The organism is Ancylobacter polymorphus (assembly GCF_030813495.1).
GTDB classification, from domain to species: domain Bacteria; phylum Pseudomonadota; class Alphaproteobacteria; order Rhizobiales; family Xanthobacteraceae; genus Ancylobacter; species Ancylobacter polymorphus.
This window is the reverse complement of sequence record NZ_JAUSUI010000011.1, coordinates 115,593-136,409: the sequence shown is the minus strand read 5'-3', so window position 1 is coordinate 136,409 and position 20,817 is coordinate 115,593. Positions and strand designations below refer to the sequence as shown.

At 69.4% G+C, this 20,817-nt stretch carries 11 protein-coding genes; 1 reads left to right on the top strand and 10 read right to left on the bottom strand.

Features of this window, described 5'->3' with window-relative positions; translation table 11 throughout:
• Positions 1 to 4 precede the first annotated feature (4 nt).
• The 4 genes from fghA to J2S75_RS20825 all read right to left on the bottom strand — a co-directional run bounded on the left by fghA (position 5) and on the right by J2S75_RS20825 (position 3,289).
• Entirely contained in the window at positions 5 to 841 is an 837-nt protein-coding gene (gene fghA, locus J2S75_RS20840) for an S-formylglutathione hydrolase (protein WP_307022931.1), read from the bottom strand.
• Between the two features lie 11 nt (positions 842 to 852).
• Positions 853 to 1,980 carry an S-(hydroxymethyl)glutathione dehydrogenase/class III alcohol dehydrogenase gene (locus J2S75_RS20835; RefSeq protein ID WP_307022904.1) on the bottom strand — a complete coding sequence of 376 codons (1,128 nt, stop codon included), beginning with the start codon at positions 1,978 to 1,980 and terminating at the stop codon, positions 853 to 855.
• 27 nt (positions 1,981 to 2,007) lie between these two features.
• The gene (locus tag J2S75_RS20830; RefSeq protein WP_307022902.1) at positions 2,008 to 2,289 is read right to left on the bottom strand and encodes a metal/formaldehyde-sensitive transcriptional repressor; all 282 of its coding nucleotides are present in this window, start codon (positions 2,287 to 2,289) and stop codon (positions 2,008 to 2,010) included.
• A gap of 205 nt (positions 2,290 to 2,494) precedes the next feature.
• Positions 2,495 to 3,289: an alpha/beta fold hydrolase gene (locus tag J2S75_RS20825; protein WP_307022900.1), complete on the bottom strand. Its 795-nt coding sequence runs from the start codon at positions 3,287 to 3,289 to the stop codon at positions 2,495 to 2,497.
• A gap of 145 nt (positions 3,290 to 3,434) precedes the next feature.
• Between J2S75_RS20825 and J2S75_RS20820 the strand changes: the two genes are divergently transcribed.
• A complete protein-coding gene (locus J2S75_RS20820) occupies positions 3,435 to 3,920 on the top strand; it encodes a MarR family winged helix-turn-helix transcriptional regulator (RefSeq protein ID WP_307022898.1) in 486 nt (161 codons plus the stop codon).
• A gap of 51 nt (positions 3,921 to 3,971) precedes the next feature.
• On the opposite strand, the gene J2S75_RS20815 is transcribed toward J2S75_RS20820, so the two are convergent.
• The 6 genes from J2S75_RS20815 to J2S75_RS20790 all read right to left on the bottom strand — a co-directional run bounded on the left by J2S75_RS20815 (position 3,972) and on the right by J2S75_RS20790 (position 20,735).
• Entirely contained in the window at positions 3,972 to 4,763 is a 792-nt protein-coding gene (locus J2S75_RS20815; protein ID WP_307022895.1) for a 4'-phosphopantetheinyl transferase family protein, read from the bottom strand.
• Between the two features lies 1 nt (position 4,764).
• Positions 4,765 to 7,830 (bottom strand): efflux RND transporter permease subunit, encoded by a 3,066-nt coding sequence (locus J2S75_RS20810; protein ID WP_307022893.1) that lies wholly within the window; start codon positions 7,828 to 7,830, stop codon positions 4,765 to 4,767.
• 12 nt (positions 7,831 to 7,842) lie between these two features.
• The gene (locus J2S75_RS20805; RefSeq protein ID WP_307022890.1) at positions 7,843 to 8,955 is read right to left on the bottom strand and encodes an efflux RND transporter periplasmic adaptor subunit; all 1,113 of its coding nucleotides are present in this window, start codon (positions 8,953 to 8,955) and stop codon (positions 7,843 to 7,845) included.
• On the bottom strand, positions 8,952 to 10,523 hold the full coding sequence (locus J2S75_RS20800) for an efflux transporter outer membrane subunit (protein ID WP_307022929.1): 1,572 nt from the start codon (positions 10,521 to 10,523) through the stop codon (positions 8,952 to 8,954). The genes J2S75_RS20805 and J2S75_RS20800 overlap by 4 nt, the downstream gene beginning before the upstream one ends.
• Positions 10,524 to 10,618: 95 nt before the next feature.
• Positions 10,619 to 17,557, bottom strand: coding sequence for a non-ribosomal peptide synthetase (locus tag J2S75_RS20795; RefSeq protein ID WP_307022888.1), 6,939 nt, complete (start codon positions 17,555 to 17,557; stop codon positions 10,619 to 10,621).
• Between the two features lie 28 nt (positions 17,558 to 17,585).
• Positions 17,586 to 20,735, bottom strand: coding sequence for a non-ribosomal peptide synthetase (locus J2S75_RS20790; RefSeq protein WP_307022886.1), 3,150 nt, complete (start codon positions 20,733 to 20,735; stop codon positions 17,586 to 17,588).
• Between the last annotated feature and the right edge of the window lie 82 nt (positions 20,736 to 20,817).

Genomic DNA, 20,817 nt, shown 5'->3' with positions numbered 1-20,817 from the left:
CGTCTCAGCGGCAGAGGCGGGCGGCGTGCCAGGCGATGTGGTCCGCCATGAAGGTCGAGATGAAGAAATAGGAATGGTCGTAGCCCTCGCGCAGATGCAGCGTGAGGGGAATGCCCGCCTCCCGGCAGGCATCGGCCAGAAGCTGCGGGCGCAGCCCGGTGTCGAGGAATGGATCGGCGCCGCCCTGATCGACCAGGAACTCGGGGAAACGCTTCCCGTCCTCGATCAGCGCCACCGCGTCATAGGCCCGCCAGGCGCTTTCATCCGTGCCGAGATATTTCTCCAGCGCCGGCCGCGACCAGTCTGCCGTGCTCGGCTGCACGATCGGCGCGAAGGCGGAACAGCTGCGGAATCGGTCCGGATGCTTCAGCGCCAAAGTGAGGGCGCCATGCCCGCCCATGGAGTGTCCGAAGATACCCTGCCGGCTCATATCCGCGGGAAACTGCGCCGCGACGAGGGCGGTGAGTTCGTCGACGATGTAGGAATACATTCGGTAATGGGTGGCATAGGGCGCCTGGGTGGCGTCGAGATAGAAGCCGGCGCCGGAGCCGAACTGCCAATTGTCCGGCTCGTCCGGCACCTCGCCGCCGCGCGGGCTGGTGTCCGGCGCGACGATGATGACGCCCTGAGCGGCCGCGGCGGCGCGGTACTCGCCCTTTTCCATCACATTGGCATGGGTGCAGGTGAGGCCCGAAAGATACCACAGCACCGGAAGGGGTCCCTGCGCCGCCTGCGGCGGCACGAAGACGGCGAAGGTCATCGGCGTGCCGGTGACGCGCGAGTCATGACGATACACGCCCTGCACGCCACCATGCGACTTCGCCTTGGAGACGGTTTCCATCGTCGCGCCCATCAGTAGATCACCACGGAGCGGATCGACTTGCCCTCATGCATCAGGTCGAAGGCGGTGTTGATCTCGTCGAGCGGCATGGTGTGGGTGATGAGGTCGTCGATGTTGATCTTGCCCTCCATGTACCAGTCGACGATCTTCGGCACATCGGTGCGCCCACGCGCGCCGCCGAAGGCGGAGCCGCGCCAATTGCGGCCGGTGACGAGCTGGAACGGGCGGGTGGCGATTTCCGCCCCGGCCGGCGCCACGCCGATGACGATGGAGGTTCCCCAGCCACGATGGCAGGCTTCCAGCGCCTGGCGCATGACGTTCACATTGCCGGTGCAGTCAAAGGTGAAATCGGCGCCGCCATCGGTGAGGTCCTGGATCGCCTGAACCACCTTGTCGCTGCCGACGTCCAGCGGGTTGATGAAGTCGGTCATGCCGAACTTGCGGGCCATCTCGACCTTGGCCGGGTTGATGTCGACGCCGATGATCTTGTCGGCGCCGACCATGCGGGCGCCCTGGATCACGTTAAGGCCGATGCCGCCCAGACCGAAGACCACGACATTGGCACCCGGCCAGACCTTGCCGGTATAGACCACCGCGCCGATGCCGGTGGTCACGCCGCAGCCGATGTAGCAGATCTTGTCGAAGGGCGCGTCCTCGCGCACCTTGGCGAGCGCGATCTCCGGCAGCACGGTGAAGTTCGAGAAGGTCGAGCAGCCCATATAGTGGAAAATCTCGCCGCTCTGCGCGCCCACCCGCTCGCAGGAAAAGCGCGTGGTGCGGTCGGGCATCAGCCCCTGGCCCTGGGTGGCGCGGATCGAGGTGCACAGGTTCGAGCGCTGCGACAGGCAGGTTTTGCACTGCCGGCATTCCGGCGTGTAGAGCGGAATGACGTGATCGCCCACCTTGAGCGAGGTGACGCCGGCCCCGATTTCGCGGACGATGCCCGCGCCCTCATGGCCGAGAATGGCGGGGAACTTGCCTTCGGAATCCAGCCCGTCCAGCGTATAGGCATCGGTGTGGCACACGCCGGTGGCCATGATCTCCACCAGAACCTCGCCGGGCTTGGGCCCGCCGATCTCGATGGTTTCGATGGTCAGCGGCTTCTTGGCTTCCCAGGCGACGGCGGCACGCGATTTCATGGACTTCTCCCTCTCGGATCTCGTCGGCTATTTCAGATAGGTGCGCAGGATCTTCATGATGGCGTCGAGCTCGTCGCTGGCTGGGGCCGCGCCTGCCGCGCCGATGGCATGGCCGATGCTTTCCCGCAGATGGATGTCGAGCACCTCGGCCATCAGCCCGCCGGCCGCGCCGCGCAGGGCGGCGATCTGCTGCAGCAGCACGCCGCACTCGGCTTCCGCCTCGATCGCCCGTTCCAGCGCCTCGGCCTGGCCCTTGATGCGGCGCAGCCGCGTCAGGGCCCGTTTCTTGTCGTCAGGGGAATGCGGCATTGAGGCACCCCGCGTCGTCGGCCGCGTTGGTTTGGACGCATCATTATACTGGAGGGAGTATACGCGCAAGGCAAGGCAAGGCAAGGCAAGGCAGGGCGGGTGCGCTGCTGGCAATGAAAGGGCGCAAAATGGTACGGCAGGCGGAGCCAAAAGACGCCGCCTGCCGGTGATGTGGTCCGGGATCTGCGGTGGGCGCCCCGTACCTCTACTGGGCGGCGGCGCTGGCGCTCCGGGCGGCCGCGTCGATCACGTCGGCGACGACCTTGGGCTGGGTCATGAACACGGCGTGGCTCGCAGGAACCTCGGTGACCGTGGCGCCGATGCGCTTGGCCATGTGCTGCAGCATGCGCTGGTCGAACGCCTTGTCGTCAGTGGCGATCACCGCCCAGCTCGGCTTGCTGCGCCAGGCCGCCTGGGTCAGCTTCGTGCCGAAGGAGGACATGGCGATCGGGACCTGCGAGTCGCGCATGAAGGCAGCGTCGGCGTCGCTGGTGTCGGCGGCGAAGCCGGCCTTGAACTGCGACGGCTTCACATAGCCGAAGCCATCCTCGCCGATGTCGAGCACGAATTCCGGCGGGGTGACGAAGCCTTCATATTGCTGCGCGGTCGTCTCGCCGGCATCGGGGGAGAGGGCGGAAACGTAGACAAGGCCCGCCACCTTCGGGTCGACGCCGGCCTCGGTGATGACGGTGCCGCCCCAGCTGTGGCCGACCAGAATGGTCGGGCCGTCCTGCCGGGCCAGCGCGCGCTTGGTGGCGGCAACGTCGTCCTCCAGCGAGGTGAGCGGGTTCTGCACGATGGTGACGCGGTAGCCGCGCTGGGTCAGCTGATCGTAGACGCCGCGCCAGCCGGAACCGTCGGCGAAGGCGCCGTGGACGAGCACGACATTGCGGACCGGCTGGGACGCCGGGATACCTTCGGCTGCGGGAGCCGCGGCGGCGGTGGACAGGCTGGCGGCGGCGGCCATAGTGGCGAGCAGGCTGCGGGTCTTGATCGTCATGATCGGGCTCCTCGTTAATTTGCGATAACGATTATCGCGATAAATGTTTGATAGAGGAGTGCCGGCGATCTGTCCAGCATAAATCTTATCGCGATATTCTTTTTTGTGTCGGCCAACGCTATATTGACGGGGAAGGAGTCCTGTCATGACCGCCAACGCCAACGCCAACGCCAACGCCAACCCGCCCGTGCCGCTCGACGACCAGCTCTGCTACGCCATCTATTCGGTCGGCATGGCCATCCAGCGCGTCTACAAGCCCCTGCTCGACCAGCTTGGGCTGACCTATCCGCAATATCTCGTGCTCAATGTGCTGTGGCGGGAGGACAAGCTCACCGTCGGCGGCATCGCTGAGAAGCTGGCGCTTGAGTCGAGCACGCTCACCCCGCTTCTCAAGCGGCTTGAAGCCGGGGGCCTGCTGCGTCGCACCCGCAATCCCGACAATGAGCGCCAGGTCGTCGTTGCTCTTACCGATGAGGGCCGCGCGCTCAAGGGCAAGGCAGGGTGCCTCGGCGACGCGCTACTGCTCGCTTCGGGCCAAAGCCCCGCGCATCTTGGCGCGATGAACCGCGACATGCGCGCTCTGCGCGACGCGCTCTATACCCATCTCGGCGACTGGACGGCGCCGGGCTGACCGCGACACGCGCGCTTTTCCGCGCGGCCTCCGACGCCGAAGCGGCACCGTTCAGCCGAGCGTGGCGAGCGCGCCGAGCCAGTCGCGCAGCCGGACGGGCAAGGTGTTGCCATCCCGCGCCGGCCACAGCGCCAGGCGCGGACGCGCCACCGCTGCGACGAAGGGGGCAGCCGCGAAGGCAATACCCTCATACTGGGCGAAGTTCGCGAACTGCGCCGTGACGCCGCCCGGCACCGGGGAGAGGTGAGTTGTTTCCAACAGGGCGAAGGGCACGGTCAGCCCGGTCCGCAGCGCCTTGGAAAGAGCCTCCTTCAGGCTCCACAGCAGCAAGAGCTGCTGTCCCTCATCGCCGGGCATGGCGACGCGCACCGCCTCACGCTCGCGCGCCGTTGTCTGCTCCCGCAAAGCGCCGAGATGCGCGGGCACGAAACGTTCGAGATCCACCCCCATGGGGCAGGCTTCCGGATGCGCAAGCGCGAGCGCCGCCTGGCCGGCATGAGCCAACGTCACCTGCACATTGGCCCGGCCGGGCATCGTCACCACCGGCTGCCCGAACAGGCCGGGCAGGACATGGATGTCGCGACGATCAAGCTCGGGGGCGAGAAGGCCGAGCGCGTCCTTGGCCGCCCGGCGCCCGGCGAGCAATGAATGGCGCCGCGCAGGGGCAAGGCGTTCCGTCAGTAACTGAGCCTCATCAGGTGCAAGTTCGCCGAGCGCAGCCGCTTCGAGTTCAGCGGGCGGCGCCGCCACCAGCGCCATCGCGCCATCAAAGCGCTGCCCGTCGCTCTCAAGGGTGAAGGGGGTGGCACGGCGAAAGCCGCCTGGAACGGGAGGCGCCGACATCTCACGCGCGCGCATCGGCGGTGGCCGGCGCGGGCTCGTCGCTGTGGCTCAGCAACAGGTAGAAGGCCGGCACCACGAACAGGGTGAACAGCGTGCCGATGGAAAGGCCGGAGGCGATGACGAGGCCCATATTGTAGCGCGAATTGGCACCGGCTCCGGTGGCGATGATCAGCGGCGTGACGCCCAGCACCATCGCGGCCGTGGTCATCAGAATCGGCCGCAAGCGGATGCTGGCGGCCTCGATCACCGCCTCGCGCTTGGCGAGCCCCTGCTGGCGCAGCGTATTGGCCACTTCCACCATCAGAATGCCGTGCTTGCTCACCAGCCCCATGAGCGTGACGAGGCCGACCTGGGTGTAGATGTTGATCGTCGCCCCGCCAATGCCGAGCCAGATGAACACCAGCGCACCGGCGAGCGACATCGGCACCGACACCAGGATGACGAGCGGATCGCGGAAGCTGTTGAACAGCGACGCCAGGGCCAGGAAGATGATGACCAGCGCCAGCGCGAAGGTGGTGACGAAGCCGCCCGATTCCTGCTCCAGCTGGCGCGAGGCGCCGGCGAAGCCATAGCTGTAGCCGGCGGGCAGCGCGCGGGCGGCGATGGCTTTCAGCTCGTCCAGCGCCTCTCCATCCGACACGCCCGGCATGGGGATGCCCGAAATGGTCGCGGAATTCAGCTGCTGGAAATGGTTGAGCGATTGCGGAACGGTCTTCATCTCGATCCAGGCGATGGTCGAGAGCGGGACCGAGGTGCCATCCGACGCCTTGATGTAGTAGTTCAGCAACTGATCGGTGTTGAGCCGGTGCTGCTGCTTCACCTGCGGGATGACCTTGTACGACCGGCCGCCGAGGTCGAAATAATTGGCGTAATTGCCGCCCAGCATGGTCGCCATCGCCGCGCCGACATCGCTCATATTGAGGCCGAGCGAGGAAACCTTGTCGCGGTCGAAATGAATGGCGGCGTGCGGCTGGTCGATCTTCATGTCGCTGTCGAGGAAGATGAACTTGCCGCTCTTCATCGCCTCGGTGAGGAAGTTCTGCGAGGCCTCGTAAAGCCGCTCATAGCTGTCGTTGGACTTCAGCACGAACTGGATCGGAAGGCCGCTGCTTCCCGGCAGGGGCGGCAGCTGGAAGGCGGCGACGCGCACGCCGGCGATCTTGTTGAATTCCTGCTGGATCAGCGGCGCGAGCTGCAGTGCCGATATGCTGCGCTCGTCCCACGGCTTGAGCACCCAGCCGCCGATCACCTGTCCGGGCATGTCGATCTGGAAAACGAGGTCGGTTTCCGGCCGCTTGTCGAGAATGTCGTAGATCTTCTGCACGTAGAACTCGCGCTGCTCCAGCGTCGCGTTCGGCGCCGCGGTCATCATGGTGAGGATGACGCCCTCATCCTCCGGCGGCGCGAGCTGGGAGGTGGAGTTGGAGTAGAGCCAGTAGATGCTCGACAGCACCAGTGCGCCGAACAGAACGGTGAGCGGCAGCACATGCAGCGAGGCCGAGAGCCCGGCGCGGTAGACCCGGGTGACCGCTTTCATGGCGCCGTCGATAGCGCGCACCATCCGCGCCTCGACCGTGCGGGCGGCGGGGTCATAGGGGGCGAGCAGATAGGCGCAGCTCATCGGCGACAGGGTGAGCGCGATGACCGCCGACACCATCACCGCCGCCACGAGGGTGAAGGCGAACTCTGTGAACAGCGACCCGGTGAGCCCGCCCTGGAAGCCGACCGGCACATAGACGGCGATCAGCACCGCGGTCATGGCGACGATCGGCCCCGCCAGCTCGCGGGCGGCGGCCATGGCCGCATCCACGGGCGCGAGCCCCTGCTCCATGTGGCGGTTCACGCCCTCCACCACGATGATGGCGTCGTCCACCACGAGGCCGATGGCGAGCACCAGCGCCAGCAGCGTCAGCAGGTTGATGGAGAAGCCGAAGGCCAGCATCAGTGCGAAGCTGCCGATCAGCGAGAGCGGGATGGCGACGATGGGGATGAACACCGAGCGCCAGGAGCCGAGGAACACGAACACCACCAGCGTCACGATCAGCGCCGCCTGGAACAGCGAGACCACCACTTCATGGATGGAAGTGTTGACGAAATCCGTCGCGTCATAGAGCACCGTCCCGGTGAGGCCGGTCGGCAGGTCGGCGAAGATGCCCGGCAGGATCGAGCGCACCTCGCCGATGACGCTCAAGAGATTGGCCGAGGGCGCGACCTGTATGCCGATATAGACGGCGCTCTTGCCGTTGAAGCTGGTGCGCGAATCGTAATCGTCGCTGCCCAGCTCAACCTCGGCCACGTCCTTGAGGCGGATCACCGCGCCGTCGACATTCTTGATGATGAGCTGGCGGAACTCCTCGGCCGAGTGAAGATTGGTCGCGGCGGAGAGCTTCACCTGGATCAGCCGGCCCTTGGTGGTGCCGAGGCCGGCGATGTAGTCATTGGTCTCCAGCGCGGTGGCGACATCGGTGGCGGTCAGGCCGAGCGCGGCGAGCTTGTCCGGGTCAAGCCAGGCCCGCAGCGCGAAGTTCTTGCCGCCGAGGATCTCCGCCACCTGCACGCCGGTCACGGCCTGCAGCTTCGGCTGCACAACGCGGGCGACATAGTCCGTGACCTGATTCTCCGCGAGCACGGTGCTGGAGAAGGCGATGTACATCGCGTCGATGGTGGAGCCGGTCTTCAGCTCCAGCACTGGCTGCTGGGTGCCGTTCGGAAGCTGGCTCAGCACCGAGCTGACCTTGGTGCTGATTTCGGTGAGGGCGTCGCCGGTATTGTAGTTCAGGCGCAGATTGACGGTGATCGTGCTGACGCCGGTCTGGCTCGACGAGGTCATGTAGTCGATGCCGTTCGCCTGCGCGATCACGTTCTCCAGCGGCGAGGTAATAAAGCCGGCAATGATGTCGGCGTCGGCGCCGGCATAGGTGGTGGTGACGGTCACCACGCCGTTCTGCATCGCCGGATATTGCAGGATCGGCAGGCCGACCATGGCCCGGAGGCCGATCACCAGGATCAGCGCGCTCACCACCAGTGAGAGCACCGGGCGGCCGACGAAGTGATCGGTAAAGGCCATGATCCGCTCCCGTCAGTCCGATACGGTCGGATTGAGCTCGACCTTGGGCAGATGGCTGTTGTCGATCACCGCCGGCGTGCCGTTGCGCAGCTTGATCTGGCCGGCGACCACGACCGTCTCGCCCTCCGTGAGGCCGGAGACGACGGCGACGAAGTCGCCCCGCGCCTCACCCAGCTTGACGAAGGTTTCCCGCGCCACCAGCCCCTTGCCGTCCGCCGTCTTCTCCAGCACGAACACGGTCGAGCCATAGGGATTGGCGACGATGGCCGTCTGCGGCAGGGTGACGAAGTCTTCGGCCGCACCGACATCGAGACTGATCCGGGCGAACATGCCGGGCACCAGCTTGCTGTCCGGATTGGCCACCGTCGCCCGCACTTTCACGTTGCGGCTGCCGCTCTCGACCTTGGAATTGATCGCGCTCACCGTGCCGGCGAAGGACTGGCCGGGATAGGCGTCGACCATCACTTTCACCGGCTCGCCCACTTTGAGAGTGCCGAAGAATTTCTGGGGGACGAAGAAGTCGGCGAAGAGCGGATCGAGCGCCTGCAGCGTGACGACGGCGGTGCCGGCGCTGAGATATTCGCCGAGATCGACATTGCGAATGCCCAGCCGGCCGGCGAACGGCGCCTTGAGCGTGTAGTAGGAGACCAGCGCCTCCTGCTGCTTCACCAGCGCCTGGGAGTTCTTAAGATTGGCCTCGTCCGTATCCACCGTGGCCTGGCTCACCGCCTTGATCTTCAGTTGCTCGATGTCGCGCTTCAGGATGATGGCGTTGAGCTCGGCGGTGGCCTTGAGCGAGGCGAGCTTGGCGATCTGGTCCTCGGCGACCAGCTGCAGCAGCGGCGTGCCGGCCTTCACCGTCTGGCCGGATTCGAAGGACAGCGATTCCACGATGCCGGAAACCTGCAGCGAGAGGTCGGCGCCCTCGGAGGCCACCAGTTCGCCCACCAGTTCCATGGTGGGCTGCCAGCTCTGCTTCTGCGCCGTCTGCGCCGCCACCGTCTGGGCGGGGGCACTGCCATGCGGCGGCGCGGCACCGGGGGCAAAGCGGTCCTTCGTGACATAGAAGGCCGCGCCGGCAAGGGCGGCGACGGCCAGCCACATGATCACACGCGGTTTGCTCACCGGGATGTCTCCTTGGCAGTGCCGGGCTCCGGCGTCGGTGGCAGGTCGGGAAGGCCCGGACGGGTAGCGGCGAGCGCGGGGCCGTCTGGGCCTTCGAAATAGCCGCCATTGCGCGGCGCGGCGTCGGCGGTCTCGTCGACGCGGTTCCACCAGCCGCCACCCAGTGCCTGGAACAGCGCCACCGTGTCGTTGTAGCGCAGCGCCTGGGCCTGGATGCGGGCGATGACGGCGTTCTGATAGGCCTGCTGCGCCTCGATGACGATGGCATAGCCGATGGCGCCGACCTTGAACTGTTCCTGCGCCATCTTCAGGCTGTCGAGCGCCGACTGCTCCGCCAGCGCCTGGGCGCGCAGCGTGCCGGCGTCGTATTGCACGGCGCGCAGCGCGTCCGCCACGTTCTGGAAGGCGGTGAGCACCGTGCTCTGGTACAGCGCATAGTCCTGCTCGAAGGTGGCGACGCTCGCCTCCTTGGTGCGGTAGAGCTGCCCGCCGTCCATCAGCGTCTGGGCGATGCTGGCGGCGGCGGTCCAGGCGAGACCGTTCGGGGTGAACAGCTGGCCCACCTCGAGCGCCTGCGAACTCACCGAGGGCGTGAGAGTGATCTGCGGCAGCAGATTCGCCGTGTTGACCCCCACCGTCGCCGCCGCCTGATGCAGCGTCGCCTCTGCCTGGCGGATGTCCGGGCGCTGCCGCACGAGATCGGAGGGCAGGCTCACCGGCAGCTTGCGCGGCAGGCGCAGGCTGCGGAGACTGACGCTTTCGCCGCGATCCTCACTGGGCAGACGGCCGAGATAGGCCATGAGCTGGTTGCGGCCCTGCGCCAGCTGCTTCTGCAGCGGCGGCAGCGTGGCTTGTGTCTGCGCCAGCGTCGTCTGCTGGGCGAGCACATCGGCCTGCGAGACGGCACCTACCTCGAACTGGCGCTGGACGCGGCGCAGCTGGTCGGTTTCCGCCTCGACGATGGCCTGCGTCGCCGCGATCTGGTCGCGCAGCGAGGCATCCGTGATCGCCGAGGTGACGACATTGGCGATGAGGGTGAGATAGGTCGCCTCCATCTCGAAGCGCTGATACTGCGCCTGGGCATCGGCGGATTCGACCTGCCGGCGAATGCCGCCGAACAGATCGAGCGTGTAGGAAACGTCGACCGTCGTCTCATAGAGATTGTAGAGCGTCGGTGCGCCCGTCGTGCCGCCCGAGGCGGCGGTGATCTGTTCACGCGTCGCCGTGACATTGCCGGTGACCTGCGGCAGGAATTGCCCGCGCACCTGCAGCGCCGTTTCCCGCGCGGCGCGCAGCGCATATTGCGCCGCCCGGACATCGGGATGGTTGCGCACCGCCTCTTCGACGAAAGCGTTGATCTGCGGCGAGTTGAACTCCCGCCACCACTGTCCGCCGACATCGAGCGCGGTGACGAAGCTCTGCGGCGCGCCGCCGGCCACATCGGTCGCCATGGCCGGCTTGAGCCGCGGTTCCACCGTGTAGCCGCTGACGGGCGGTGCCGGTGGCGCCTGGAAGTTCGGGCCCACCATACAGCCGCCGAGCAGCAGGACGCCGACAAGCGCGCTCAGCCGCCCGCGCGCCCCGGCCGCCGCCCGGTGCGCGGCGTCTTGCGCCGGTCGATGTCTCTCTGTGCCGCGAATCGCGCCTTCCCCATGGCGTCATCCTACCTGCGCACAGCGGAGGACATGTCGAGAAAAGAGGCGATGGCCCCAGCCGTTTGGGCCGCCGCCGCGCCGGAGAGCATGGACACATGATCGCCTGGAACCTCGCGCACGCCGAGCACGTGATCATTAAGCCGGGACCAGCCCATATCAGGTGCGGCGAGAACGGCCCGATCGGCCTCGCTCAGATCACCGCCAGCGGGATGGGAAGCGCGCACAAGGCACAGCTTCAGGTTCCGCGGAGCGTTCTCGGGAGGGGCATAGGTCAGGAAGGCGTCATAGAGAGCGCGGCTGGCGCGATAGGCGCGGCGCAGCCAGGCGGTGTCGGCTTCCGGCGCGATCAACCCGGCTTGCCGCATCCGCGCGCAGGCGAGGGCGAAGCGCGCCTCTCCGGTTCGCGCCAGCAATTCCTCCATGCTGAGGGCGAGCGGGGCCTCATGGTGGCGGGCGCGGACCTGCGCCATCCGCAGCAGCCATTGTGCCTGCGCCCGTTCGGGATCCTCCGGCAGCACCGAGCGGCTGCCGAGCGGGGCGGGCGTGTCGATGATGACGAGCCGTTCGGGCGGCGTGCCGCGCGCGTGAAGCTGGCAGGCCATCTCATAGGCGACGATGCCGCCGAATGAGTAGCCGCCGAGGAAGCGTGGGGCGGCGACGCCCCTTCGGGCCAGCGCGTCGAGATTGGCGGCGGCCAGCGCCGCGACGCCGTTGGGCGGTTCCTGGCCCTTCTCCAGCCCCGGCGCCTGCAGGGCCCAGAAGGGAATATCCGCCGGAAAGGCCCGGGCCAGATCGAGGAAGGCGCTGACATCGCCGGCGATGGGGTGGGCACAGATGAAAGGCGGGTCCTCCCCGCCGGTAAGCGGCACCACCGCATCCCACGCCGTCGCCCCGGCCTTCTGCCGGGAGAGCGCCCGCGCCAGCGCGGCGGCGCTGCGATGCTCGATCAGCGCCGTGACCGGCACGGGGCGGGCAAGCCGTTCCGACAGCCGGGCCGCCGCTGTGGCCAGGCCGAGCGAGGTGAGACCGGCCGCCAGCACGTCCCCGGAGCGCGCCAGGCGGGGGCCGAGCAACGCGGCGAGCACGTCCAGCACCGCTGCCTCGGTAGCGTCGGCGGGCGGTGCGAGTGGCGCAGCGTCCGGCGCCGACGCGTCGTTGATGTCCGGGCTTTCTTCCGCAGGCGGCAGGGGAGCGGCAGCCGGCAGCGGCACGGTGGCGACCGTCCCGTCGATGAGGCCGGGCAGAGCGGCGAAGACGGCGGCGAATTCCTCGATCATCGCCTCGCCTCGAATGGTGGCGGTGCCATCGAGGTCCGGCAGCACGAGGGAAAGCCCGATCCGCTCGCCCGGCACCACCACGCCGGTGAGGCTGTAGGCGGATTTCAGCGCATTGTGCACGCTCTCCACCCGCAGCCCGCCGGCGCCGGTCCAGGCGTCCGAGCCCGCCGGCATGTTCTCCACCACCAGCAACGTGTCGAACAGGCAGGAGGCGCGATCGGCAACCCCGGCGGCCTCGGCGACCTCCCGCAGCGACAGCTGCGCCTGCGATTGCAAAGCGGCGATCTGGCGCTGCATCTCCTGCGCCAGAGCCAGCAGCGGGCTGGAAGGCGAAAAGCGCAGCCGTACCGGCAGGTTGTTGATGAACAGGCCGACCATCTGCTCGACGCCCGGCACCTGCGGCGGCCGGCCGGAAACGGTGGTGCAGAAAACCGTGTCCGCCACCCCGCGCCGGGCGGCGGTCCACAGGCCCCAGGCGAGATGCGCGAGGGCGGCGATCGTGAGGCCGCGCCGGCGCGAGAGATCGCTCAGCGCCTTGCTCGGCTCCACCGGCAGCGGGCGGCGGAGGGTGACATAGCTTGCCGCGCCATTGCCGGCCGGATGCAGCGCCGGCTGCGCGGGCGCACCGGCGAGAAGCGGCACGAAGGCCGCGCGCAGGCCCTCGCGCTCCAGCGTCGCGGTCCAGGCGATGAAGTCGCGGAAGCGGGCCGGCGGCGGCAATGCCGGCGGCATGCCGCGCCGCAGCGCCTCATAGGCGGCGCGGGCCTCCCGCTCCAGCTGGGCGAGGCACCAGCCATCGGCCAGCATGTGATGGAAGGAGGCGATGAGATAGGCCTCGCCGGCGTTCACCCGAATCAGGATCAACCGGGCGAGCGGGCCGGCCTCCAGGTCGAAGCCTGCCGCGCGATCCTGCGCCAGCCGCTGTTCCAGCCGTTCCGCGCTGAAGCCCGGCCAGATTTCCAGCTCCACCGGCGGTGGGGCATTGCGGCGGACGAGCTGCAGCGGCCGCTCCAGTCCACGCCAACGAAACACGCTGCGCAGCACCGCGTGGCGCTCGAACACCAGTGCCCATGCCTTGCGCAGCGCCGCGCTGTCGAGCGCGCCCGTAAAGCGCATGCAGCTCTGCTCGAAATTCACCGCCGATCCCTGCCGGCTGAGCGAATGCAGCAGCATCGCCTCCTGCATGGGCGAGAGCGGGTAGATATCCTCGACATCGGGGCACGCTCCGGCCAGAGCGTCCAGCGTCGCCGTATCGAGCCCGGCAAGCGGGAAATCTCCGGGGGTGAGCAAGGGCGCGGCCTGGCCTTGCGTCCAGCCGGCAATGGCGCGCAGGCTCTCAGCGATGGCCGCCAGACGAGCCTCCGCCGTCTCGACGGGCGCGGCCTCCGACCAGCCGAGCGCGAGGCGCCCGCCGCTCACCCGCACCGTCAGTCCGGCGCGGACCGTATCCGGGACGTTCGGCGCATGCGGGTGCAGGCGGATCGCCGGATCCGGCGCGGCGGCCGGCAGCAAAGCCACATAGAGCGCCGGCGGGGCGAAGTGGAAGGCGGTGCGGATCGCGCTGAAGGCGAGGCCCAGCGGCTCGGCGCGCTGGCGCCCCGTCTTGGCCGCGCGCAGCCGCGCGCCAAGCGGAGCCCCAGATGCGCAGGCCTGCAAGGGCAGCAGCACGTCGAGATTGCCGACGAGGCCCGCCGCTTCCGGCGTGCCCGGCGGCAGGGCGCGGCGGCCATCCACCAGCTCGACGGCGGGCGCCCCGTCCAGCGTCTCGCCGAGCGCGACCAGCAACGCATCGACCAGCGACACGCCGAGCCGGCCGGGCAATTCCTCCAGCAGCAGGCGCGAGGTGCCGGCCTCCAACAGCAGCTGCGCGGCGGCGAGGGTGGGGGAGCTGGCGGCGAACGCATCGGGCGGCGCTTCGGCCTCGGCGGCCTCGCACGCCATCGCCGCCGCGCGCACCTGTGGGCTTGCGGCATGGTCGGCGAGCCAGGCGAGCCAGTGCGAGAAGCCGAAAGGCGGCGCCGGCGGGAGGGCGCTGTCCGGCCCGGCGGCCAGCGCGGCTTCAAGCTCGGTCGCCAGCAGCAGCAGTGCCCGGTCGTCCGCCACGGCCTCATGCAGTGCGAGCACGACGGTGGCCCTTCCGGCCGCCGGCGCCTGCGCTGTCACCAGCGTGGCGGCAATGGTCACCCCCGCCGCCAGGTCGATGCCGCGCGCCAGCCGGGCGCTGTTATCGGTGATCCAGCGGTCGAGATCGTCGAGCGTCGTCGCGGGCACATCGACGAAGCGCACGGGCACGGCGGGGAGGAAATCGGATATGGCGAGCGAGCGCCCGGTGGCGTCCTCCACCCGTACGAGGCGCAGCGCATCGTGCCGCTCGGCGAGGCGCTCGATCGCATAGCCGAGATCGACGGTGGACACGCTGGCCGGCACCGAGACGCTGACAAAGCGGCAGGGATTGCGGGAATCGCAGGCGGCGGCAATCAGTTCCGCCCCATAACGGGCGCCATGGCTGCGCGCCTGCACCGCCCTCTGACGCCTCAGGGCGATGGCGGCGAGACCTTCTATGGTCGGCTGGTCGAACACATCCTTCAGTTCGAGGTCGAGGCCGGCCTCATAGGCCCGGGCGACGAGGCGGATGGTGAGGATGGAATCGCCGCCGACATGGAAGAAATTGTCGCGCACCCCGAAGGCGGCCGTCGTCAGCAGATCGGCCCAGATGCGCGCGAGAATGCGTTCTTCCGGCGTGCGCGGCTCCACCGGCGCTTCGGCGGGAGTTTCCGCGATCTCGACCGCCGGCAGGGCGCGGGTATCGACCTTGCCATTGGCATTGAGTGGCAGGCGGTCGAGAAGGAGATAAGCCTGCGGCAGCATCTGCCGGGGCAGGCGGGCTTCCAGATGCGCGCGCAACTCGGCTGGTGTGAGCGCAAGGCCCACCTTGGGCGCGACATAGGCGACGAGATCGCGCTCGCCGCTCGCCCGGCGCGGCGCCAGCACGGCGGCGCCGGCGACGCCGGGATGCAGCGCCAGCACGGCCTCGATCTCGCCAAGCTCAATGCGGAAGCCGCGCACCTTCACCTGCCGGTCGGCGCGGCCGAGGAAAACGATGCTGCCGTCCGCCCGCCAGCGGGCGAGGTCACCGGTGCGGTACATCCGCGCCGCCGGGCCGGTGGCGAACGGATCGGGCCGGAAGCGGGCGGCGGTGAGGTCCGCATCGCCGTGATAGCCGAGCGCGACGCCGTCGCCGCCGACCCAGAGTTCGCCCACCAGGCCCGGTGGCAGCGGGCGGCCGGCGGGATCGAGCACATAGGCGGTGCTGTTGGAGATCGGCTGGCCGATGGGGATGGTCAGCTCGTCGACGCCGAGATCGGCAATGTCGAAAAGCGTGCTGAAGGTGGTGTTCTCGGTCGGGCCATAGCCGTTGAACAGCGACAGCCCCTTCGCGCGGCCCGCTGCCAGCACGGCGCGCGCCGCCACCGGATTGACCACGTCGCCGCCTGTGATCACGAGGCGCGGTCCCGCAAAGGCCGCCGGGTCCAGCGCGGCGATCTGCTGGAACAGCCCGGCGGTGATCCACAACAGCGAAATCCGTCCTTCGTGAAGAAACAGCCGCAGGGCACGCGGGTCCATCACCACCGTGCGGTCCACCGGCAGCAGCGTGCCGCCATTGAGCAGCGGCACCCAGATTTCCAGCGTCGAGGCGTCGAAGGCGGGGTTCGAATAGACGGCGGCGCGCAGACCGGGGGCGGCCAGCCCCTGCGCGCGGGCGAGGCGGACAATGGCGCGGTGCGGCACGCTCACCGCCTTCGGCGTGCCGGTGGAGCCGGAGGTGAACATCACATAGGCCGGGCTCTGCGCGCTTAACCCGACCTCGGGATGCGGCGCCGCCGCCTCGGCAGCCTCACGCAGCGCCGCCCAGCCCAGCGTGGCGCATCCTTCCGTCGCCTGCGACGGGTCGAGCGACACGGCGTGGCGGGCGCCGACCTGGCGCGCGCGCACATCGCGCTGTTCGGCCGGATAGGTGGGGTCGATCGGCGCATAGGCGGCGCCGAGCGCCAGCACCGCGAGCTGTGCCTCGATCAGCGCACCGGAGACCGGCAGCACCAGCAGCACCACCTCGCCCGCACCGACCCCCTGCGCCGCCAGCACGCCCGCCAGCCGGCGCACCCGGTCGGCGAGCGCGCCATAGCTGAGACGCAGCCCGTCTTCCTCGACCGCGATCGCGTCCGGGAGGCGCGCCGCGTCACGGAAGAACAGGGCGATGGCGCTGTCCTCGCGTTCATAGGCAACGGCGGTGGCGTTGAAACCCGCCACCTGCGCCGCGCCTTCAGAGGCGGAGAGCAGCGGAATCTCTAAAACCGGCTGGTCCGGCTGCACCGCCAGTGCTTGTGCCAGCCGGCCGAACCAGCCGAGCACGGCCTCGATGGTCGCGGCGTCGAACAGCATGGCATCGTAGCGGCACCACAGGCGCAGCCCGTCCGGGGCGGCGGCATAGACCACCGACAGTTCCGCCTTGGCTTCCTGGTCGAGCTGCTCCGGCAGGATCGCGAAGCGCGTGCCGTCCAGCGCGGTGAGGGCGGGCGCCGGGGGCTCTGCCGCACCGAACAGCACCTGCAGGAAAGGCGCCGCCTCGCCCCGTCGCTCGACACCGCTCGCCTCGACGATGCGCTCGAAGGGCAGGTCGCGCTGCGCCAGAGCCGCGCGCAGGCTGTTCTGAACCTCTCCCAGCAACGCGGGAAAGCGCGCCTCATCCGTTATGGTGGCGCGGATCGGCAGCGTGTCGACCAGTAGCCCGATCAAGTCGGCAAGGTCCGGCCGGTCGCGGCGCGCGGCGGGAATGGTGACGACGAGATCGTCCAGCCCGCTCCAGCGCCGCAGCACGACGAACAGCAGGGCGAGGTAGAGGCTGAATTCGCTCGCCCCCTCCCGCCGCGCCAGCGCGGCGAGTGTGGCGGCGACATCGCCCGGCACATGCAGCTCCGCCTGAGCCGAGCGTAGGCTGCCGCCTTCACCCTGCGCGCGATCATAGGGCAGATCGAGCCGGGCCGGAGCACCGGCGAGCCGGGCACGCCACGCCGCCATGGCGGCATCGAGCGCGGGGCCGGGAGCACCGAACCGCTCCTGCTCCCAATCCGCGACATCGGGAAATTGCAGCGGTAGCGGCGGCCTCGCCTCCGGCCGGCTGGCCAGCGCCGCGTCATAGGCCGCCACCAGATCGCGCCGCAGGATCGTGAGCGAGGCCCCGTCGCTGATGATGTGGTGGAGCACGGCCACCAGCACGCCGCCCTCCGCCGCTCTCACCAGGCTGAAGCGCGCCAGCGGCCCGGCCGAGAGATCGAAAGGCTCGTTCACCATCGCCTGCGCTTGCGCGGCCACGGCGGCATCAAAGGCGGGGCTGTCGAAAGCCTCTCCCGTGGCGATGACAGCGAGCGGCAGCGGCACCTCGTCCGCCACGGCCTGTACCGGCGCGCCATTCACCAGGGGGAAGGAGGCACGCAGACTATCGTGCCGTCGTGCCACCATTGCGAGCGCGGCGCGCAGCACGTCCGAATCGATCCGCCCCTCGATGCGCACGAGCAGGGGCATGGCGAACAGCGTGCGGCCGGGCCGCAGCAATTCCGCCATCCTGATCTGGCGCTGGCCAAAGGAGAGGCCGGCAACATAGCCGCTGGCCATCAGCGCGGCCCCGGCGCCGGTCGCGCCCTCATGAAGGCAACTCCACCCGGGCGCGGGCACGCGCCACGGGGGCCGGGGCGGGGTCCTCGGTCGGCGCGGCTCCGAGCCGCCGCGCCAGCGCGGCGAGTTCCGGCGCTTCGAACAGGTCCGCCAGCGTGGCTTGCAGCGCCAGCTCCCGGCGCAGGCGGGCGATCATCTGCATCGCCAGCAGCGAACTGCCGCCAAGCGCGAAGAAATGGGCGTTTCGGCCCACCGTGGGAAGGCCGAGCAGCTCCGCCCACACGGTGGCGAGGGCGGTTTCCAGCGGCCCCTGCGGGGGCTCCGCGCCGCCAGAAGTCGCGGCGAGCGGGGCGCGGGGAAGGGCGGCGGTATCCACCTTGCCATTCGCGGTGCGCGGAAGCTGCTTATGCCGCAGGAAGGCCTGCGGGATCATGTAGGCCGGCAGCCGCGCGGCCAGGACCCGGCGCAGTTCCGCCTCATCCGGGCCGGTGTCGGGCGCGAGATGGGCGACGAGGCGGGCGGGCCGGCCGTCTCCCTCCTCGACCACAAGCGCGGCCTCGCGGATGCCGGCCTGCGCCAGCAGCACCGCTTCGATCTCGCCCGGCTCAATCCTGTAGCCGGCTATCTTCACCTGCCGGTCCCGGCGGCCATGAAAGTACAACCGGCCATCGCTGGCGAGCGACACACGGTCGCCGGTGCGATAGGCAGGGGCCGAGGTGCCGGCCAACGACGTACGCAGGCTCACGCCCGGCTCCGCGCCGATATAGAAGCGGGCCACGGACGGGCCGGAGATGACAAGTTCGCCAATGGTGCCGTAAGGGCAGGGGCGGTCTTCGCCATCCACCACATGCAGAACCGTGCCGGGGATGGGGTGGCCGATGGCGACGCTGGCGCCTGTTGTCTCCGGCCGGCAGCGTTCGACACAGACCCACACGGTCGCCTCGGTGGGACCGTACTCGTTGCACAGCACCGCTTGGGGCACGCGGGCGGCATGGGCGGCGACCAGCGCGGGCGGGCAGGGCTCGGCCGCCACCTTGGCCATGCGCAGGGCGGGCAGGCCGTCTGCGCCGGCGGCCTCCAGCAGAATGCCCCAGAAAGAAGGGGTGAGGCACACATGAGTCACGCCGGCGCCGCGGATGAGCGCGACCAGCCGGTCAGCGTCGCGCGCCGCGCCGGCATCGGGCAGCACCAGCGTGCCGCCTTCGCAGAGCGTGCAGAACAGGCCGGTGACGGAGCCGTCGAAGAACAGCGGGAAGGTCAGCAGGAAGCGGCCGATCGGCAGGTCGGCATTTTCCGCCGCGCTGGCGGCTACATGGGTGCGCAGATTGTCATGGCCGACGCTCACGCCCTTCGGCTGGCCGGTGGAGCCGGAGGTGAAGATGACATAGGCCTCGTCCTCTGCCGCCGGCCGCGTCACCGCGTCGAGATCGGCGGGTTCCGGGGAAGCGTCCTCGACCGTCAGCACCGGCAGACCCGGCACCGCGCCGGCACGGTCGTGACGTGTGACGAGGGCGGCGACGCCGGCGCTGGCGAGGATCATCGTCCGGCGCTCGGCCGGCGCCTCGGGGTCGAGCGGCACATAGGCGGCGCCGGCGAATAGAATGCCGAGAATGGCGGCCACCGCTTCGGGCCCCTGATCGAGCATGACCGCGACCCGCGCGCCCGGCTTTACCCCGGCCGCTACCAGCCGGCCGGCAAGGTCGATCGCCTCTGCGCCGAGTTCGCCATAGGAGCGCGAGCGGCCCTCGGCGACGAGCGCGGGCGCTTCGGGACGGGCGCGCATCTGCGCCAGGATCAGGTCGACCACCGTCCCTGCCGGCCGGGGCAGGGGCTTGCCCGTCAGGGCGGCGGCGATCTCGGCGAGCAGCGCTTCCGGCATCACGTCGAGGGCGCTGGCGGGCGCGTCGAGATGGAAAGGCAGGCGCTCCAGCGCGGTGGCGAGCATGGCGAGAAGCTGCCGGGCCTGCGGCAGCGGCACATGAAGCTCGTCGACCATCAGCCGCAGTTCAAAGCTCTCGCCGATCTCCACCATCAGATTGAGCGGCAGGTCCGGCAGGGTGACGTCGCCGCTCGCCAGCAGCTCAAGCCCGGCGGCGCGGAAGGCGGGCGCCAGCGCCAGCGGATAGGTCTGCACCGCGATCAGGCTGCGCAGCGGCAGCGCGTCGCTCGGCAGGCCGAGCAGGTCACGCATCGTATCCAGCCCCAGCGGCCCGGCGTCGCGTCCCCGTGCCCGCGCCTGCTGCAGCTCAGCCAGCCAATGGCGCAGCGGTGTCGCGTCGCGGCGCAGCCGGCTAGGCAGCACGCCGACCTGCGGCCCCACCAGATGATGGGTTTGGTCTCCCAGCAGTTCGGGCGGGCGCACCGTTTCGATGCAGCCCATCACCACATCGTCGGTTCCGTCCGCGCGGGCGAGCACCAGCGCCCAGGCGCCTTCGACCAGCGTGCTCAGCGTCAGACGCTCGCTGCGCGCGAGGGCGGCGAGGCGGTCGGCGACGGCGGGGGAGAGATTCCGCATGACCTCGCCGATGCGGGGCGCGGCGGCGGTCGAAACGCGCGGGGTCGCCCCCGGCTGATAGCCGGCAAGCATGGCGTCCCAATGTGCCCGCCCGGCGGCGGCGTCGCGGCCCTGCCACCACTCGACATAGCGGCGGAAAGGTAGCGCGGCAGGCACCGTGCCGCCGCGATAAAGGGTGAGAACCTCGTCCAGAATCTCGCCAAGCGACCAGCCATCGACGGCGAGGTGATGGCGCGTCCACACCAGAAGGTGGCGCGACCCCGCGCCCTCCTCCGCGAGCCTGGCGAGGCGCACCCGCATCAGCGGCGGACGGCGCACATCGAAGGGCTGGGTGCGGTCTTCCTGCAGCAGCGCATCGAGCGCGGCGCGCCAGTCCGCGCGGGCGCTCCAGTCCAGCCGTTCGACCGCGAAGCTGGGCGCGGCGACCACCACCTGGGCGGGATCGCCCTTGAGTTCCCAGTGAAAGCCCGAGCGCAGCACGCTGTGGCGCTGGATGACAGCGGCCCACGCGGCCGCGAAGCCATCTTCATCGAGCGGGCCGGCGAGGAGGGCCCACCACTGGCCCATGAAGAGGGGCTGATCGGGATAGCTCGCGCAGCGTATCAGCATGGCGCGCTGAAGATCGGTCAGGCCGTAAATGTCTTCAATGGGACCGCGGGCCACGTCACTACCTTCTGCAGCAAAACACCGTGCTGCACTCCGGGCCGGCATGTAATCGCCGCGCCATTCTTCATGCCGGCGTGCG

Bases quoted from the DNA above. Each gene is read 5' to 3' on its own strand.
- J2S75_RS20830 (WP_307022902.1), bottom strand. From the start codon at position 2,289: ATGCCGCATTCCCCTGACGACAAGAAACGGGCCCTGACGCGGCTGCGC.
- J2S75_RS20815 (WP_307022895.1), bottom strand. From the start codon at position 4,763: ATGTCGGCGCCTCCCGTTCCAGGCGGCTTTCGCCGTGCCACCCCCTTC.
- J2S75_RS20810 (WP_307022893.1), bottom strand. From the start codon at position 7,830: ATGGCCTTTACCGATCACTTCGTCGGCCGCCCGGTGCTCTCACTGGTG.
- J2S75_RS20795 (WP_307022888.1), bottom strand. From the start codon at position 17,557: ATGGCCAGCGGCTATGTTGCCGGCCTCTCCTTTGGCCAGCGCCAGATC.
- fghA (WP_307022931.1), bottom strand. From the start codon at position 841: ATGGAAACCGTCTCCAAGGCGAAGTCGCATGGTGGCGTGCAGGGCGTG.
- J2S75_RS20825 (WP_307022900.1), bottom strand. From the start codon at position 3,289: ATGACGATCAAGACCCGCAGCCTGCTCGCCACTATGGCCGCCGCCGCC.
- J2S75_RS20835 (WP_307022904.1), bottom strand. From the start codon at position 1,980: ATGAAATCGCGTGCCGCCGTCGCCTGGGAAGCCAAGAAGCCGCTGACC.
- J2S75_RS20820 (WP_307022898.1), top strand. From the start codon at position 3,435: ATGACCGCCAACGCCAACGCCAACGCCAACGCCAACCCGCCCGTGCCG.